Here is a 16,474-nt window from a genome sequence, read left to right on the forward strand (position 1 = left end):
GTTGAGACTCGTCCGCGCCAGCCGATCGAAGCGGCGTAAGGGTAAGAACAGCGACCGCCAATCCGGAAACATGATCTCCGAGGTCAGTTTCATTCTGCTCGGAGCCCTTCTCGGAATCGTCACGAACATCGCCACGTCGCAGCCCGCGCCATTGGTCCGTCAAGTGGCGAAGATTTCTCTCCCGCTTCTCGTGGCCACGGTGATTCTGCTCGTCCTCGCCCGGGTCATGCCCTATTACGTGCAGCGGACGAATTCACTCGACCGGGTGTGGAATCCGGCGCTCTCCCCCTATCCCGGACTGGACCCGTTCACCTCCGACGACGCCGCCATCTTCTTCGGCCGCGAACAGGAGAGCCACGAGATCCTGGAACGGCTCGCCGACTCGCCGGCCGAGCCGAGCGGCCGCCTGCTCCTGATCATCGGCGCTTCCGGCATCGGCAAGTCGTCGCTGCTGCACGCCGGGGTGCTTCCGATGCTCAACCGGGTGCACCGCCACTGGGAGGTGATCGGCGTCTTCCGGCCGTCCACCAACCCGATCACCCGGATGTACGCGGCGGTCTCGGACCGGCTCGGCGTGCCACCTCCCGACGAGCAGGATCCACTCGCCGTCCTCACCGACCGGGCGGCCCGGGCCAAACCGGGCCGCCCGGTCGAGGCCCGCATGCTGGTCGTCGACCAGATGGAGGAGATCTTCACGCTGAACAGCGCCGAGCAACGCGACGAGTTCCTGCGCCTGCTCGAACGCAGCCTCGAGGCCGACCCCGGGTTGCATGTCGTCGGCATCCTGCGCTCGGAGTTCCTGACCGACATGCTGACCGGTCCGATCGCGTCGCTGGTACGCCAGCCGATCACGGTGGGGCCGATGGATCGCAAGGGACTGTTCCAGGCGATCGAGGGCCCGGCCAAATACGTCGGGCTCGAGTTCGAGCCGGGCCTGGTCAGCCGGATGGTCGACGACGCGCGCAGCGGTGACGCCCTGCCCCTGCTCGCCTATGTGCTGCAGGAGCTCTATCTCAAGTCCGGCCGCGACAGCGAGATAACCCAGGCGCTCTATCTGGACATGGGCGGGGTGTCGGGCGCGCTCGCCAAGCGGGCCGACCGCATTCTGGCCTCGTTCGGGGAGGACCGGTCCACCTTCGTCATCGACGTGATGCTGTCCTTCGTCACCATCGACGGCCGCGAACCGGCCCGCCGGCTGGTCCGCCGCGCCCAACTGTCCGGCGAGGCGGCCGACGTGGTCGGCGCCTTCGTGGCCAACCGCATCCTGACCACGCTGTCGATCGGCTCGGACGCCTTCATCGGGGTGTCGCACGAGGCGCTGTTCCGGGCCTGGGCGCCGCTGCGGCAGGCCATCGAGATCCGTACCGACTATCTGCGGCGCCGCGGCCAGGTCGAACGGTGGGCCGCCGAATGGGAGGCCGCCGGGAGACAACCCGCCTACCTGCTCAGCGGCGAACGGCTCGCCTTCACGCAGCAGTGGCTCTCCTCGGTCAGCACGCCTGAGAAGGGGCACGAGTTCGACGGCTCGGTCGACTCGCTGACGATGGAGTACCTGGAGATCTCCTATCGGGCCGACCGCACGGCCATGGAGCGTCTCGCCGACTCGGTGGCCGCGCACGCGATGGCGAGCCTCAAGGAGGACCCGGAGAAGTCGCTGCTGCTGGCCCTGGCGGCGGTGGAGGAGATCGCACCCACCGCACAGGCCTACCGGGCGCTGTGGGCCGCGGTCCACGCCTCCCGGCTGCGCGGGGTGCTCAAAGGGCACACCGACTGGGTGTTCTCGGCGGCGTGGTCGCCCCGGACCGATGTGGTCGCGACCGGCTCCCGGGACGGCGAGATCAAGGTGTGGGAGCAGAAGAACCAGTACCAGCCGCAGAGATTGGGCCGGCACAACGACTGGGTCCTCGGCGTCGCCTGGAACGCCACCGGCACTCTGCTGGTCTCCTGCTCCCGGGACCAGACGCTGCGGCTCTGGCACATCGGCGGCTTCCACCTGCTGAAGTCGGTGAGTCTCGGCTCCCCGTCCCGGTGCGTCGAATGGGACCACCGCCATCACGAGATCGTGGTGGGCACCGACGACGGCCTCGTCCGGATCTTCGACGAGGACCTGCATGAGGTACGCCGGTTCGCCGCCCACGACAAGGAGGTCCGGGCGATCTCCTCGTCCGTCCTGGGCGACATCGCGGTCGGGCTCGCGGACGGTTCGGTCGTCGTGCTCGACCGGGAGGACGGCCGGGTAGTCCGCCGGATCACCCACCACACCGACTGGATCCACTGCGTCGCCTGGTCGCCGGACGGCGCCGCGCTGCTGATCGGCTCACGGGACCGGTCCACCACCCTGTGGTCGGCGCCCACCTGGCGGATGACCGGCAGCCTCACCCACCTCGGCGAGGAGGTGCGGTGCGCGACCTGGTCGCCGGACGGCCGGCAGATCCTCTTCGGCCTGCACGACGGCACCGGACGAGTGTGGACCCACAATCTGTCACGGGAGCTCAGCGTGCTGCAGGGGCACGAGGACTGGATCCGGTGCGCGGCCTGGTCCCGCGACGGCAACCTGATAGTGACCGGCTCCCAGGACCACACCGTGCGGTTGTGGAGCCCGTTCGCCGAGGACGACGGATTCCTCATCGACACGGCCTCCGGCTGGGTGCACGCGATCAGCTGGGCGCCCGACTGTTCCATGCTGGCCAGCGGCTCCAGCGACTCCCGAGTGCGGATCTGGCGGATGACCGGCGACCTGGTCACCGTCCTCGACGAGCACCAGGACGACGTGGTGAGCCTCGACTGGTCGCGCGACGGCGGCCACCTCGCCAGCGCCTCCCGGGACCGGACCGTCACGGTCTGGCACGCCGGCACGTGGACGAAGGTGGCCCGGCTCCAGGGCCACACCCTCGACGTTCTCGGGGTGCGCTGGTCACCGAACTCCCGCTGGGTCGCGTCGGCCGGCCGGGATCGCCGGGTCTGCATCTGGGACACCCGGGACTGGACGCTCAGCGCCACCCTGCACGGCCACACCGACGAGGTGCTCGGCGTGGCCTGGTCCGCCGACGGGCAGTGGCTGGCCAGCGGATCACGCGATCGGACGGTCCGGATCTGGCGTACCGACGACTGGTCGCAGGCCGACCAGTTGCCCGGACACGTGGACGACGTCTTCGCGGTGTGCTGGTCGCCGAGCGGCGAGTGGCTGGCCAGCGGATCACGCGACCGGACGATCCGGATCTGGCGGGCCTCGACCCGGCAGTGCGAGGCCGTCCTGAGCGGGCACGAGGACGAGGTCCTGTCCCTGAGCTGGTCGCCGGACGAGCGGTGGCTGGTGACCGGGTCCCGGGACCGCACCTGGCGGATCTGGGCCTCCACCGACTGGCACGAGTTTCCGGTCTTCGGCGAGCACGGCGACGAGATCCGCAGTGTCGTCTGGTCACGCCAGGGCGACCAGCTCGCCACCGCCGGACGGGATTCGACCATCCGGTTCTGGCGGCCGATCCTCGACCTGGACGCCCTCATCCGGCTGGCGAAGACACGCACCTTCCGAGAGCTGTCCCTGACCGAACGGGAGCTCCTGTTGCACGAGCCGTTCCTGCCCTCACTGGCGCTGCCCGGGAGCGCCAGTGCCTGACGCGGTGCACGAGCTGCGCCTGCGCGGCGATCTGGCCGGAGCGTTCCGGTTGGCCGAGCGGGCCGGCGAGGGCCGCCCGGACCCGGCCGCCGCGCTGTGCGCCGCCGGCCTGCGGATGATGCAGGGCGCGTCCGTGGAGGCTCTGGACCGGATCGCGGCGGCGATGCGGGAGATCGAACCGGGCGACGACCTCCTGCTCGGTGACGCCCACCGGCTTCGGGCGCTGGTCCGGAGGTTCTGCTTCGCCCCGGAACCGGCGCTGGAGTCGCTCGACGTCGCCCGGCGGCACTACGCGGCCGCGGGCGACCCACGGCGGACGGCGCGGCTGCGGTCGGACGAGGCCCACCTGCTGCTGACCGGCGATCCGCGGCGGGCGGCCTCGGTCGCTGCCGAGGCCATCGCCGAGGCGGACCGGCTCGGCATGGACCGTGCGGCGGCCGAGGCCCGGCACGCGGCCGCCCTCGCCCTCGTCCAGCAGGGCGACCTCGGCGCCGCGGAGGCCATGCTCGCCGTCGCCCTCGCCACGCTGAGCCGCTCCGGGAGCAGGACAGCGCTGGCTCGGGCGAGATGGACAGGGTCGCTGCTGCTCCTGCGCACGGATCGGGTGGACGAGGCGCTCGCGGTCATGGCCGGATGCCTCGGCGACCTCCACCGGGCCGGCGCCTATCCGGCCTGGATCATCGCGGGCGCAGAGCTGTGCGGGTGGCAGGGGCGGCCCTCCGCGGTGTTCGCGGCGCTCGCGGCCGACGCCGCCGGCACGATGCAGGCGCCGGACGGGGCAGACGCCGTCGAAGCGGGAATCCGGAGCTACCTGGAGATCGTCACCGGCCTGCGCGTCATCGACGACTACCGCTTCGCGGCCGGCAGCACCGCGGTCATGGACGGCTTCCACAACCGCAACGTGCCCCGCGACGACCGGGTGATCCGGATCCCGCTGCCCGAGGCCGAGGTCACCGACCTCCAGACCTGGGACGAAGCGTTGGTCCTCGCCGCCGTGCGACGGCGGGTTCCGGCGGCTCCGGTGCTCCTGGCCGTCTCACGGCGGCCCCCGTTCCAGATCCACGAGCGCATCGAGGGGACGCGGCTCGATCTGCTCCATCCACGCGGGCAGGCGCTGCCGGAACATCTGCTGCGCCAGTTGACCGAGTTCCTCACGAGCCTGCGGGACCTCCGCCGCCAGGACCTGCCACCGTTGCCCCCGGACTGGCCGCGCGACGGCGACTGCACGGGGTTCGCCAACCGGATGCTGCACATCTCCCGGGCCATCTTCGAACGCCACCGGAATGCCTTCGGCGCGATGTGGGAACGCCTCGGATTCCCGATTGATCCACTCCGGAACATCGACTTCGGCCGGTTGAGCGGGCGGCCGTTCGCATTCCTGCACGCCGACCTGCACCGGGCCAATATGCTGGTACGCCCGGACGGCACTCTCTTCGTCGTGGACTGGGAATTCGCGACATGGGGCGATCCGGTTTACGAGCTGGCCGCCAACCTGCACAAGACCGGTTATCCGGCTGACCAGGAAAGGATCGTCCGCCAGGCCTGGGAAAAGGATCGGCCGACGCCATCACATGCCGCCCGGCTCGCCGACATCGAGCTCTACATCGCCCATGAAAGGGTGAAGGCGGTGCTCATCGACTCGGTGCGTTACGCGGGCACGCTGCGACGTCGGCCGAACGACCCGGACGCCATCACGCTGGTACGGGATCTGACCACGAAAATAGGTGAGGCATACCGTGTGTGGGGGTTTGACTCGCCTCCCCCGGAAAGCGCGGTGGAGGCCGCGCTGGCCGGGAAAGGTGAATGATCAGACGACCGCGCGGGCGATCCGGTCAGTGATCCGGTGGGTATCCAGCACGGCGGCCGCCGAGACCTCGCATCGTTCCGGCTTTTCCAGCGACTCGAGCACGTGCCCGACGACACCGGAGAAGCCCCGCCGCACCAGGATGTCGTCCCAGCTGCCGAACGACCGTGTCTGCGTGCTCCCGGCGCTCCGCAGGACCGCGGTGTCGAGATCGTCGACCGTCGCCGAGACGCCGTCACCGGCCAGGAACAGGCGCTCGAAATCCTGCCCCGCGTCACGGGCCATCGACACCTGGGCGAATCCGGCCGGGGCGGTGACGGTCAGCGCCGCCGCGAGCAGCCTCCCGCCCTCGGACCGCACCACCGCGCTCACGTCCCCCTGCGCCGTCAGCCCGCCGGCCCAGACCGCCAGGTCGACCACGTGGATCAGGTCGTCGTGCACGGTCTCGCGGGCCGGCCTGGCCTGCAACGACTTCCGGTGCTTCTCGGCCACGATCATGGTGGGCGCCGGAACGGCGTCCACCGCGGCACGGACCATCGGCGCGAAACGGCGGTTGAAGCCGACCGCGAGCAACAGCCCGAGGTCGGCGGCGCGCAGGGTGAGGCGCTCCACCTCGGCGAGGTCCTCGGAGAGCGGCTTGTCGACATAGACGTGAACGCCCGCGTCCAGGCACTCGCCGACGATCTCGGCGTGCGCGGCCGTGCCCGCGTGGACGAACACGATGTCCGGCCGCCGGGCCAGAACCTCGGTGACCGTGTCACAGACCTCGGGCAGCCGGTAGCGCTGGGCCAGAGCCTCCGCTTTCGCCCTGGTGCGGCTGGCGACGGCGACGATCTCGATGCCCGGGTCGGTGCCGAGCAGCGGAAAGTAGACCTTACGCGCGATGTCTCCGGCGCCGACGATGCCGATCCGGTGCCGCGGAGTCTCGGCGGTCACCGGATCGTCCACCCTCCGTCGATCATGATCGTCTCGCCGGTGATGAGCGAGCTGGCGTCCGAGGCGAGGAACAGCACCGCGCCCGCGACCTCCACCGGCTCGCCGATGCGGTGCAGCGCGGCGATGCGCTCGATGATGTCGGCCTTGTTCGCCGGGTCGGCGATGTGCTTGGTGATGCTGCGAGTGTTGATGAAGGTGGGCGCCACGGCGTTCACCCGGATGCCGTGCTTGCCCCACTCCACGGCCAGGCACTTGGTCAGGTGCGACACCGCGGCCTTGGTCATGCAGTAGACGGCCTCGCCCGGCAGGGCCACGAATCCGGCCTGGGAACCGACGTTGACGATGGCGCCACGACCGCGCTCGATCATGTGACGGCCGACCGTCTGACTGGTGAAGAACGTGCCCTTGAGATTGACCGACAGAGTGAAGTCGAAATCCTCTTCACGGACGTTTTCGGCAAGATTTCCCGGGCCGCGGCCGGCATTGTTCACGAGGATGTCGATGTGCCCGAAATGGCCCACCGCGGCATCGACAGAAGCGCGGACCTGATCGAGGTCGGTGACATCCATCTGCAGCGGGAGAGCTTTGCGGCCGAGGGCTTCGATCTCGGCCACCACACCATTGTCGTCATCGCGATTACGGAGCCCGACCGCGATATCGGCCCCCGCGTGAGCGAGAGCGAGAGCAATGGAACGGCCTATGCCGCGAGCGGCGCCCGTGACAAGTGCGACCTGTCCCGAAACGTCAAATCGCGGGAATTCTGTCACGAGTCCTCCTCGGTGAGATCAACGGACGAGCCGGCCATGATCGACAACGACGGACCGGTCGAGTGCAGCCTAGCGGAAAAGAAACTTGACGACGATTGTCATGACATCTCGATCACCCAGGTTATCAACTGTCGTGAATCTCGTTCACATTGATAGATCGCGAAGGCCTGCCCGGACGCCGAACGCCGGACGCGGGGCGCTCGCCACCATCAGGTCCGCCACCATGACCAGCGGAGGCACGCCCGCGCTCCCAGCCGCCCATCCCCGCAACCGACCCTCACACCGATTCCGGCCGCTGGCGCACAGCCGCTCGCCCACAGCCGCAGCCACTCGTCCACAGGCGCTCCCCCGTTCGCGGCCGGGAGCGCGGTCGTCGCACGGGGGCGTTGCGACGTTGCGGGAATCGGCGGCGGGCACGTCGCGGGACGGGGTGGCCGTCCGGCCGGGACCTGCCCGGCGGCCGCGCATCGGCCCGGAGTGGGACGGGCCTCGCGTGGTAGGCGCGGGAGGTGTGGTCCGGCGGGGCGGTCTGGCCGTACCGGAAAGGGATTTCGGCGTCGCACGGACCTCGCGCCGGCGGGAGTGGCCGATGTCAGGGGGTGTTGAGGAAGGCGAGTAGTTCCCGGGTGAAGGCGGGCTCGCGGACCGCGCCGAGGTGGTCGCCGTCGATGACGGCGAGGCGCGCGTTCGGGAGGGCCTTGGCGAGCAGTTCGGGGCGGGTGGCCAAGGCGTCGTCGCGGCCGGCGACCAGCAGGGTGGGAACGGTGATCGTCTCCAGCGGGATCGGCTCGGCGTGCACGGCGGCGGCCTGGGCGGCGAGAGCGGCGCGGTCGCCGCCGACCGCGTCGACGAAGGCGCGGAAGCCGGCCGCGGCCGGGTGCCGGATCCCGGTGGGGTCGTCGGCCTGGAAGGCCTCGCGGACGGCTTCGGCGGGGATCACCCGGGTGTCGACGCCGCCGAGTTCGACGACCGCGGAGCCGATGCCGCCGATGGCGAGGCGGCGGATCCGCTGGTCACGGGTGGCCAGCAGGAGGGAGACGACGGCGCCCATCGAGTAGCCCGCCACGTCCACCCGATCGATGCCGAGCAGGTCGAGGAGCGTCGACACGTCCTCAGCCATCCGGGACTCGCCGTAGAAGACGGGATCGCTCGGTTTGCCGGACAAGCCGTGACCGCGGGCGTCGATGGCGACGACGCGGCGGCCGGTCGCGGTGAGCGCGGCGACGACGCCGGGAAGCACCCAGTTGGTACGGCCGTCGGCGATGAACCCGTGGTGCAGCAGCACGGGCGGCAGGTCCGACTCGCCCTCCCACCGCTGGTAGTAGATCTCGATGCCGTCGGTGGCCTGGAAGGTCGGCATGGATGGGCTTCCTCTCGTCCGGCTAGGGCGCTCGACAGCGTATGCGGCGAACTCGCCTCCGGTATCGGGGAGATCGCCGGTGTGGTCACCATCTGCGACGCGGGGGGATTACCGCATGAAGATCGCGATACATTGCGGGCTGTGACCCCCACACAGTTGCGTGCCTACTCCGCCGTGGTCCGATGCGGCTCGGTCAAGCAGGCCGCGGCCCAGCTCGAGGTCTCCGAGTCCGCGGTGTCGCTGCACATCGGACAGCTCCGCAAAGAACTGGGCGATCAACTGTTCTCCCGCACGGCCAACGGCCTCACGTTCACCCCCGGCGGGCTGCGGCTGGCCAGCCGGGCCACCGAACTGCTCGGGCTGCAGGACATCACCGTGCTGGAGGTCAGCGCCGCCGGGCAGGGGCGGCGGCTGCTGCGGGTCGGGGCGTCCTCGCTGTTCGCCGAACACGCCGCCCCCGGGCTGATCGACCTGTTCGCCAAACGGGCGGCGGACCTCGACGTCGAGTTGAGCGTGCGGAATCCGGGCTCGTTCGTGGAGGCTCTGGCCGAGCGCGGCATCGATATCGCCATCGGTCCGGGGCCGGCGCTGCCCGACCCGGCCGTCCGGTGCCGGCCGGTCATGTACTACAAGGTGGTGACGGTGGCGGGGCCGGACCATCCGCTCGCGGGCACGCAGCCGTCACCACGCCAGCTCCGGGATCAGACGTGGCTGCTGGGCCCTTCGGCGGCCGCCGATCGGGGCGCTGTTCCCAGCCTGCTGCGCCGGCTCGGCGTGCCGGACGACCGGCAGCAGATCTTCCAGAGCCATGCGGCGGCCATCGAGGAGGCCAAACGAGGCCACGGTGTGGCGGCGGCCCTGTCCTTCACGGTCGCGCCGGAAGTGCGCAAAGGGCATCTCGTGCAGTTCTGCGGGCCGCATGCCGGGCTGGAGGAGGTGTGGCAATCGCTGACCCTCGCGGACACCGGGGCGCCCGCGGCGGCGGCCGAGTTCGCACGGTTCGCCTCCACGCCGCGGGCCATTCAGGCGATGATGCGCGGGACCGGGGTCAATGTGGCCCGTTTCCGCCCATCGATCCACGTCACTCTCTGGAGCTGAGTCCGGGCTCGGGCACGGAAAGGGGCGGGACGGACATCGCGCCGTGCGAGCCCGCCCCACCGTCGTCGCCGGCGACGCGCTGCCGGCCTCGTGCGGATCTCGGCTAGCGCAGCACCCCGGCCCGGAATCCTTTGGCAACGGCGTGCGCTCTGTCGTTGGCGCCCAGTTTTCGGAACACGTTCTTGAGATGGCTGTGAATGGTTGCCGCGCTCAGGTACAGGTCGGAGCCGATCTGCTTGTTGGTCTTGCCGTCTGCCACCAAGGTCAGAACCTGTAGCTCGCGGTCACTGAGCATGCCGGTTCGGCGGGGAGACCGGCGGGGCGAGGTTCGCAGAAAATCATCCATGGTTGATTTATCCCTGCGAATACGTACGTGCCGCCGGGTCGGTTTCCGGACCCGGCCGCCCAGCGCGCTCCGGGTGTCGCGAACCCGACGGCGCGGGCGCGGCGCTGCTCAGGGGGCGTAGCCGCGCAGGATGAAGGCGATCGTCTCGTCCAGGCTCTGCGCGACCTGCTCGGCGGTGAACCCTCCGCTCAACGCCAGATCGGTCATGCCCTGCAGGGCCGCGACGAGTGGCACCGCGCGCAGGATCACCAGGCCCTCGCGGACCTCTCCGCGGCGCTGGCCGTCCTCGATCAGGTCCGTGGCCAGAGCCATCAACCGCTTCGTGGCCGAGATCAGCTCCGCGGGCGCGGTGGGTTCGTGCTTACGCGAGAACATCAGCTCGAGGAGGGCCGCGTTGCCGGTCGCGAAGGTCACGTACGTGCGGGCGAGCGCGGTGAGCCGCTGGGCGAACGAGTCGCCGGCCCGCTCCAGCGCCTCGGTCATCGTGGCTGTGAGGCGGTCGAAGCCCTCCATCGCCAGCGCGTCCAGCAGGGCCTGCTTGGTCTTGAAGTGGCGGCTCGGCGCGGCCGGGCTGACCCCCGCCTCACGGGCCAGTTCCCGCAACGACAGCTCGCCGGACCCGCGGTGGCGCAGGGTGTCCTCGGCGAGGACGAGCAGAGTGGAGCGCAGGTCCCCGTGATGGTAGGAGCGGGTCTTCATGGCGCCAGCCTATCGTGATGTAAACGACGAACACATTGTGATCATTGCTTACATTGTTATCAGCGCCTACATTCAAGGCATGCCGGAGAGCTCCTTCCCGAGCCCGTCCAACATCGCCGCCCAGATGGGCGGGAAGCCGACCGGGGCACGCCGCGCCCGCGTCGAGGCCTCGCCCCAGTTCGCCGACGGCAAGTTCCGCAACAACGTGCCCACCAACTCCTCCCTGTCCCTCACCGCCATCCCGAGGGTCGCCGTCGGTGCGTTCACGGGCATGGAGGCCCGCCGCCCGCGCCGAGCCGTCCCCCTGATGACCAGCCACTCCGCCGACGCGCGGGGCCTGCACGTCACCTGGTACGGCCACTCCACCGCACTGATCGAGATCGAAGGACACCGCGTCCTGCTGGACCCGGTGTGGAGCGAACGCTGCTCCCCGTCACCACTAGCCGGGCCACGGCGGTTGCACGAGCCGCCGATCCCGCTGCACGAGCTGCCGTCGATCGACGCCGTGGTGATCTCCCACGACCACTACGACCACCTCGACATGGCGACCGTCCAGCACCTGGCCGGGCTGCACCCCGCGATCTTCGTGGTGCCGCTCGGTGTCGGCGCGCACCTGGAGCGCTGGGGCGTGCCCGACGCCCGCATCGTCGAACTCGACTGGAACGAAAGCACCCGGGTGGCCGGCGTCGAACTCGTCGCCACCCCCGCACGGCACTTCTCCGGGCGTGGTTTCAGCCGCGACGACACGCTCTGGGCCAGCTGGGTGATCAAGGGACCGACCCGGAAGGTCTTCTACTCCGGTGACACCGGCTACTTTCCCGGCTTCGCCGGGATCGGCGCGCAACACGGCCCGTTCGACGTCACGCTGGTGCAGGTGGGGGCATATGGCGCCGACTGGCCGGACATCCACATGATCCCCGAAAACGGCGTGGCCACCCACCTCGACGTTCGCGGCGGCCTGATGATCCCGGTGCACTGGGCCACCTTCGACCTGGCGGCGCACCAGTGGTCCGAGCCCGCCGAGCGCACCTGGCGCGAAGCCAAGGCCCGCGACGTCCGGCTGGCCATCCCCCGTCCCGGCGAGCGGGTGAACGTGGACAGCCCGCCGGAGATCGACGCCTGGTGGCAGCAGGTCGCCTGAGGCTGTCTCCCCGCGCCTTGTCATGACACACGTGACGCCTTTCCCGCCACCGGATGCCGGCGGCCACCGTGCCCGGGCCGGCTCAGCGGTACGGCGGCGGATCTCCTCGCCTTCTGCCGCTAGATTGCGAGCATGCAGATCATCGGCTTGGTGGGTGCCGGCCACATGGGCTCAGGACTCGGCTGGGCGTTGCGCGAGGGCGGGCACGACGTCGTCACCTCATTGGCGGGCCGGTCGGCCCGCACGGCACGCCTGGCGGATGCCGCCGGGCTGCGCGTGGTGCCCGGCCTGGCGGATGTGGTCACCGAGGCGGACGTGATCCTCGTCGTCACGCCGCCCGGAGCCGCGGTCGGCGCCGCCGGCGACATCGCCACGACGGCCGCGATCCCGCACGTCGCCGAGCGGCTGGCGCGAGCCGGGCAGAGGACCGCTCGGCCGCTCGTGGTGGACCTCAACGCCATCTCGCCGGCGACCGCGACCACGGCCGCGACGGTGATCACCGCCGCGGGCCTCGACTTCGTGGACGGCTCCATCTCCGGCCCGCCGCCGACGGTACGGCCTGGCGCGACCCTCTACCTCTCCGGGCCCCGGGCCGCCGAGATCGCCGAGCTGCGCTGGACCCACGCGACGCCCGTGGTGGTCGGCGAGCACGTCGGCGCCGCGAGCGCGGTGAAGATGTCCACCGCGTCGGTCTACAAGGGTTTGATGGGGCTGATGGCGCAGGCGATCCGTGCCGCGTCGGCGCACGGTGTCCTGGAGCCGGTCATGGCCGACCTCGGCGAGAGCTTCGGAACCCCGTACGAGGTGGCCCTGGCCTCGACCAAGGCGCACCGCTATGTCGCCGAAATGCGGGAAATCGCGCGGTCCCAGGCCGCGGCGGGCCTCACGCCGGAACTTTTCGAGGCCTTCGCCGCCGTCTGGGCCGACATCGCGGACCGGCCGCTCGCCGACGGCCGGCCCGAGACCCTGTCCCACGCGATCACCGCGCATCAGGTGGCCGACGGTTTGCGGGAATGAGCGCCGGGTCCCCTCGGGATGCTCGACTGTCCGGCATGAAGGGCTCCTGATCCGTGGACGCGCACTCCGTGGCTCCGCGCCCCGGCAGCCCGCAGACGGATCTCTAGGCTCAGGCCATGAAGGTCTTATCCATCCAGTCAGCGGTCGCCCACGGCCATGTCGGGAACTCCGCAGCCGTGTTCCCGCTGCAGCGCATCGGTGTCGAGGTCGTCCCGGTTCCGACGGTGAACTTCTCCAACCACACGGGCTACGGCGCGTGGCGGGGGCCGCTCATCCCGCCGGCCGATGTGGCCGAGATCCTGCTCGGCGTGCAGGAGCGTGGAGTGTTTCCGCAGATCGACGCCGTGCTGTCCGGATATCAGGGCGGGGTGGGCATCGGTGATGTCATCATCGACGCCGTGCGGCGGGTAAAGGCCGCGAACCCCTCGGCGATCTATGCGTGCGATCCGGTGATGGGCAACGCCAAGTCCGGATGTTTCGTCGCACCCGAGATCCCCGTCCTGCTGCGGGACCGGGTCGTGCCGATGGCCGACATCATCACCCCGAACCAGTTCGAGCTGGGATTCCTGACCGGCACCGAGCCGGCGAGCATCGAGTCGACCCTCGCCTCGGCCGACCTCGCCCGCGCCATGGGCCCGTCGACCGTGCTGGTCACCAGCGTGGAGCGCCCCGACCGGCCGGAAGGCGTGATCGAGATGCTTGTCGTGGACCGCGCCGGCGCCTGGCTCGTGAGCACCCCGCACCTGCCGTTCAAGGCGAACGGGTCCGGTGACGTCACGGCAGCGCTGTTCACCGCCCACTACGTCGAGACCGGGGACCCGGCGGTGTCGCTGGAGCGTACGGCCTCCAGCGTCTTCGATCTGATCGATCTCACCTACCGGTCCGGGGAGCGTGAGCTCCGGTTGGTGCAGGCCCAGGAGTTCTACGCCGCACCGCGTATGCAGTTCAGCGCCAAGCAGGTGCGCTGAGCTCGGCCCACGTCCGGGTGCGGTCGCGCCCGGACGTGGGAAGACCGATTCGGCGCGGGCGCGTCCGCCGACCCGGTCGCCCAGGGAAGCCGGACGGCTAGGTCGTCACCGAGCCGCCATAGTTGGTTGTCCCATCCACGGGCGCCCAGCCGGACCGGACGATCGGCGAGGTCGGGGTGCTGGTCGCGGACCAGATCCCGGACCAGTTCCGCGGTGATCTCAATCTCGGCGTGGGTCATGCGGAGCAACGGTAGCCTCGCGGCGCCGCCTGTCCACCCGCCGACGGACGGATCCGGTGAAGGGCTGTTCGATGCCGATCACCTTCACACCCCGCCGGGTGTGTCAGCGGGCGGTTGACGCGTGGGCCGGCGGGTCGGCCGTCACGAGGCGTCGTACGTGCGGCCACAGATCGTCGAGTGATCCCACGTCGCCCGCGAGTTTCGCCAGCAGCACGGCGCCCTCGATCTGGGCGACCACGGCGCGTGCGGTGGCCCGGTCGGCGCACCCGGGTGCGACGCTGCCGTCCTCAGCGCCGTCGGTGAGTGCGGTGTGGACGAGCTCGGCCTGTTCGTCGAAGGCGGCGGTGAGGCGCTGCTGGACGACGGCCTCCTGATTGCTCAGTTCTATCGCGAGGTTGCCCAGCAGGCACCCGTCGACCCGGCCGGTTTCCTGCCACGCCTCCCGTTGTGTCGCGACGAGCCAGGCGATGAGCCGCTGGAGGCGTTCGACGGCCGGCTCCGGTCCGGTGAGCCGCTCGCGCCAGGCGACACGTTGCCCCTGCCAGTGGGTGTCGATCACCTCGACGGTGAGGGCCTGCTTGGACTCGAAGAAGTGGTAGAAGCTGCCCTTGCGAACGTCGGCCCGGCCGCAGATCTCGGCCACGCCGATGGCCGTGTAGCCACGGGTGTGCATGAGCTCACAGGCGCTGTCGAGCAGCCGGTCACGAGCGGTACTGGTGCGACCCATGGCGACGAGTATACGGGCGGTCAACTATCTTTTAGTTGACCGGTCGTCTACCGTGATGTCATCGCCTCTTGAAAGGAGCGCACATGTCCACCAGAGTCGCCATCGCGTATCACAGCGGCTACGGCCACACCGCACGGCAGGCGCAGGCCGTCGCGTCCGGTGCGGCATCGGTTCCCGGTGTCAGCGCCGCCCTGTGCGACGTCGCCGTGCTGGACGCCCCGCTGTGGGAGACGCTCGCCGACGCCGAGGCCATCATCTTCGGCACCCCCACCCACATGGGCAGCCAGTCCGCCGTCTTCCAGGCCTTCGCCGAGGCCAGCGGCCCGGTCTGGGCGCGGCAGGGTTGGCGCGACAAGCTCGCCGCCGGCTTCACGACGTCCGCCGGAGTCAGCGGGGACAAGCTGAACACCCTGTCGTCGCTGGCGGTGTTCGCCGCCCAGCACGGCATGCACTGGGTCTCGCTGGGCCTCGCGCCCGGCTGGCTCTACAGCAGCACCGGCGATGTGGAGGATCTCAACCGGCTGGGCGGCTTCCTCGGCGCGATGGCACAGGCGCCGTCCGACGCTGGCCCGGCCGAGGCGCCGGCGGGGGCCGACCTGCGCACCGCCGAGCACCTCGGCCGCCGGGTCGCCCAGGTCGCCGTCCAACTGCGCCACGGCCGGCTGGTCGGTGCGGCATGAACACCCGGCTCACCCGGCTGCTCGGCACCGATCTCCCGATCATCCAGGGCCCGTTCGGCGGTGGCCTGTCGAGCGTCGCACTCGCCGCCGCGGTGAGCGGCGCCGGCGGCCTCGGCTCGTTCGGCGCGCACCACCTGGACCCCGGCGCCATCACGGCCCTCGTCGCCGACCTGAAGGCAGCGGTGCCCGGAGAGCGGCCGTTCAACGTGAACCTGTGGGTCCCGCACCCGCGGGAGGCGGCCCTGCGCCCGGCGCCGGCCGACCTCGACCGGCTCCGGCCGCTCTACGACCGCCTCGGCATACCGGTGCCGACTTCGTACGCGCCGCCGCCCGCCTTCGACGATCAGGTGGCGGCGCTGCTGGCCGCGCAGCCACCGGTGATCAGTTTCGTCATGGGCACGCCGTCCGCCGGTGTGGTGGCCGAGGCCCGCCGCCGCGGCATCGTGACGATCGGCACCGCCACCACCGTCGACGAAGCGGTGGCCGTCGAGGCCGCGGGACTCGACGTCGTGGTGGCGTCGGGCAGCGACGCCGGAGGGCATCGGGGCGCCTTCCTGCGCCCGGTCGCCGAGTCACTGGTCGGCACGTTCTCGCTCGTTCCGCAGGTCGTCGACGCCGTCGGCATCCCGGTCGTCGCGGCCGGCGGGATCGCCGACCATCGCGGCGTCACGGCGGCGCTCGCTCTCGGCGCCGAGGGCGTCCAGATCGGCACCGGATTCCTGGCGACTCTGCAGTCCGGGGCGAGTCCCGTCCACAAAGCGGCGCTCACCGGGCCCGACGCCCGGATCACCGTGCTGACCCGGCTCTTCTCCGGCCGGCCCGCGCGGGCGATCATCAACCCGCTGATCCGGGAGTTCGCGGGCGAGGAGGCGTACGTGCCCGAGTACCCGGTGCAGAACGCGCTCATGCAGCCGCTGCGCCGAGCCGCCGCCGCGCGCGACGACTCCCGGTACGTCAACCTCTGGGCCGGCCAGGCGGCGTCGCTGTCACGGCCGATCACCGCCCAGGAGTACCTCGCCACGCTGGTAGCCGACGCCGCGGACCGGTTAGCGGCAAAGGACCGGCCCGCCTGACAG

15 protein-coding genes and 1 pseudogene are annotated in these 16,474 nt (G+C 70.7%); 9 read left to right on the forward strand and 7 right to left on the reverse strand.

The annotated features are described in order from the left end of the window. Nucleotides 1-199 precede the first annotated feature (199 nt). Nucleotides 200-3,616, forward strand: a complete 3,417-nt coding sequence (locus QLQ12_RS01080) for a WD40 repeat domain-containing protein (protein ID WP_282756455.1) — start codon at nt 200-202, stop codon at nt 3,614-3,616. Continuing rightward, nucleotides 3,609-5,423, forward strand: coding sequence for a phosphotransferase (locus QLQ12_RS01085; RefSeq protein WP_282756457.1), 1,815 nt, complete (start codon nt 3,609-3,611; stop codon nt 5,421-5,423). Before QLQ12_RS01080 ends, QLQ12_RS01085 begins: the two co-directional genes overlap by 8 nt. Here the strand turns inward: QLQ12_RS01085 and QLQ12_RS01090 are convergent, their stop codons facing one another. Beyond that, nucleotides 5,424-6,368 (reverse strand): Gfo/Idh/MocA family protein, encoded by a 945-nt coding sequence (locus QLQ12_RS01090; protein WP_282756459.1) that lies wholly within the window; start codon nt 6,366-6,368, stop codon nt 5,424-5,426. Further along, complete coding sequence (locus tag QLQ12_RS01095) at nt 6,353-7,123, reverse strand: SDR family NAD(P)-dependent oxidoreductase (RefSeq protein WP_282756460.1); 771 nt, start codon at nt 7,121-7,123, stop codon at nt 6,353-6,355. The genes QLQ12_RS01090 and QLQ12_RS01095 overlap by 16 nt, the downstream gene beginning before the upstream one ends. Here QLQ12_RS01095 and QLQ12_RS01100 point away from each other — a divergent pair. Then, nucleotides 7,025-7,276 (forward strand): hypothetical protein, encoded by a 252-nt coding sequence (locus QLQ12_RS01100; protein WP_282756911.1) that lies wholly within the window; start codon nt 7,025-7,027, stop codon nt 7,274-7,276. The two genes, QLQ12_RS01095 and QLQ12_RS01100, sit on opposite strands and share 99 nt — an antisense overlap. Nucleotides 7,277-7,715: 439 nt before the next feature. On the opposite strand, the gene QLQ12_RS01105 is transcribed toward QLQ12_RS01100, so the two are convergent. Further along, a complete protein-coding gene (locus tag QLQ12_RS01105; RefSeq protein WP_282756462.1) occupies nt 7,716-8,483 on the reverse strand; it encodes an alpha/beta fold hydrolase in 768 nt (255 codons plus the stop codon). 141 nt (nt 8,484-8,624) lie between these two features. Between QLQ12_RS01105 and QLQ12_RS01110 the strand changes: the two genes are divergently transcribed. After that, nucleotides 8,625-9,581, forward strand: coding sequence for a LysR family transcriptional regulator (locus tag QLQ12_RS01110; protein ID WP_282756464.1), 957 nt, complete (start codon nt 8,625-8,627; stop codon nt 9,579-9,581). A 103-nt stretch (nt 9,582-9,684) separates the two neighbouring features. On the opposite strand, the gene QLQ12_RS01115 is transcribed toward QLQ12_RS01110, so the two are convergent. Both QLQ12_RS01115 and QLQ12_RS01120 read right to left on the reverse strand, forming a co-directional pair. Further along, nucleotides 9,685-9,927, reverse strand: coding sequence for a response regulator transcription factor (locus tag QLQ12_RS01115; RefSeq protein WP_282756465.1), 243 nt, complete (start codon nt 9,925-9,927; stop codon nt 9,685-9,687). A 108-nt stretch (nt 9,928-10,035) separates the two neighbouring features. Then, the gene (locus QLQ12_RS01120) at nt 10,036-10,626 is read right to left on the reverse strand and encodes a TetR/AcrR family transcriptional regulator (RefSeq protein WP_282756467.1); all 591 of its coding nucleotides are present in this window, start codon (nt 10,624-10,626) and stop codon (nt 10,036-10,038) included. 79 nt (nt 10,627-10,705) lie between these two features. On the opposite strand from QLQ12_RS01120, the gene QLQ12_RS01125 reads away from it, so the two are divergent. From QLQ12_RS01125 to pdxY, 3 genes are all read left to right on the forward strand, one after another. Then, on the forward strand, nt 10,706-11,767 hold the full coding sequence (locus QLQ12_RS01125) for an MBL fold metallo-hydrolase (RefSeq protein WP_282756469.1): 1,062 nt from the start codon (nt 10,706-10,708) through the stop codon (nt 11,765-11,767). 132 nt (nt 11,768-11,899) lie between these two features. Then, nucleotides 11,900-12,784, forward strand: coding sequence for an NAD(P)-dependent oxidoreductase (locus QLQ12_RS01130; protein ID WP_282756470.1), 885 nt, complete (start codon nt 11,900-11,902; stop codon nt 12,782-12,784). 116 nt (nt 12,785-12,900) lie between these two features. Further along, the gene (pdxY, locus tag QLQ12_RS01135; RefSeq protein WP_282756472.1) at nt 12,901-13,752 is read left to right on the forward strand and encodes a pyridoxal kinase PdxY; all 852 of its coding nucleotides are present in this window, start codon (nt 12,901-12,903) and stop codon (nt 13,750-13,752) included. 59 nt (nt 13,753-13,811) lie between these two features. On the opposite strand, the pseudogene QLQ12_RS01140 reads toward pdxY, so the two are convergent. Continuing rightward, a pseudogene (locus tag QLQ12_RS01140) lies at nt 13,812-13,991 on the reverse strand (aminoglycoside phosphotransferase); the annotation flags it as partial. A 103-nt stretch (nt 13,992-14,094) separates the two neighbouring features. Further along, nucleotides 14,095-14,718: a TetR/AcrR family transcriptional regulator gene (locus tag QLQ12_RS01145; RefSeq protein WP_282756474.1), complete on the reverse strand. Its 624-nt coding sequence runs from the start codon at nt 14,716-14,718 to the stop codon at nt 14,095-14,097. Between the two features lie 83 nt (nt 14,719-14,801). On the opposite strand from QLQ12_RS01145, the gene QLQ12_RS01150 reads away from it, so the two are divergent. Both QLQ12_RS01150 and QLQ12_RS01155 read left to right on the forward strand, forming a co-directional pair. Further along, nucleotides 14,802-15,398 (forward strand): flavodoxin family protein, encoded by a 597-nt coding sequence (locus tag QLQ12_RS01150; RefSeq protein WP_282756476.1) that lies wholly within the window; start codon nt 14,802-14,804, stop codon nt 15,396-15,398. Continuing rightward, the gene (locus QLQ12_RS01155) at nt 15,395-16,471 is read left to right on the forward strand and encodes an NAD(P)H-dependent flavin oxidoreductase (RefSeq protein WP_282756478.1); all 1,077 of its coding nucleotides are present in this window, start codon (nt 15,395-15,397) and stop codon (nt 16,469-16,471) included. Before QLQ12_RS01150 ends, QLQ12_RS01155 begins: the two co-directional genes overlap by 4 nt. The last annotated feature ends 3 nt before the right edge of the window (nt 16,472-16,474 follow it).

It is taken from the genome of Actinoplanes sandaracinus, from assembly GCF_030009775.1.
Classification (GTDB): Bacteria; Actinomycetota; Actinomycetes; order Mycobacteriales; family Micromonosporaceae; genus Actinoplanes; species Actinoplanes sandaracinus.

What these genes read in the sequence shown, in the direction of transcription:
- QLQ12_RS01120 (WP_282756467.1), bottom strand. Translation starts at nt 10,626, where the DNA reads ATGAAGACCCGCTCCTACCATCACGGGGACCTGCGCTCCACTCTGCTC.
- QLQ12_RS01125 (WP_282756469.1), top strand. Translation starts at nt 10,706, where the DNA reads ATGCCGGAGAGCTCCTTCCCGAGCCCGTCCAACATCGCCGCCCAGATG.
- pdxY (WP_282756472.1), top strand. Translation starts at nt 12,901, where the DNA reads ATGAAGGTCTTATCCATCCAGTCAGCGGTCGCCCACGGCCATGTCGGG.
- QLQ12_RS01150 (WP_282756476.1), top strand. Translation starts at nt 14,802, where the DNA reads ATGTCCACCAGAGTCGCCATCGCGTATCACAGCGGCTACGGCCACACC.
- QLQ12_RS01130 (WP_282756470.1), top strand. Translation starts at nt 11,900, where the DNA reads ATGCAGATCATCGGCTTGGTGGGTGCCGGCCACATGGGCTCAGGACTC.
- QLQ12_RS01105 (WP_282756462.1), bottom strand. Translation starts at nt 8,483, where the DNA reads ATGCCGACCTTCCAGGCCACCGACGGCATCGAGATCTACTACCAGCGG.
- QLQ12_RS01155 (WP_282756478.1), top strand. Translation starts at nt 15,395, where the DNA reads ATGAACACCCGGCTCACCCGGCTGCTCGGCACCGATCTCCCGATCATC.
- QLQ12_RS01115 (WP_282756465.1), bottom strand. Translation starts at nt 9,927, where the DNA reads ATGGATGATTTTCTGCGAACCTCGCCCCGCCGGTCTCCCCGCCGAACC.
- QLQ12_RS01145 (WP_282756474.1), bottom strand. Translation starts at nt 14,718, where the DNA reads ATGGGTCGCACCAGTACCGCTCGTGACCGGCTGCTCGACAGCGCCTGT.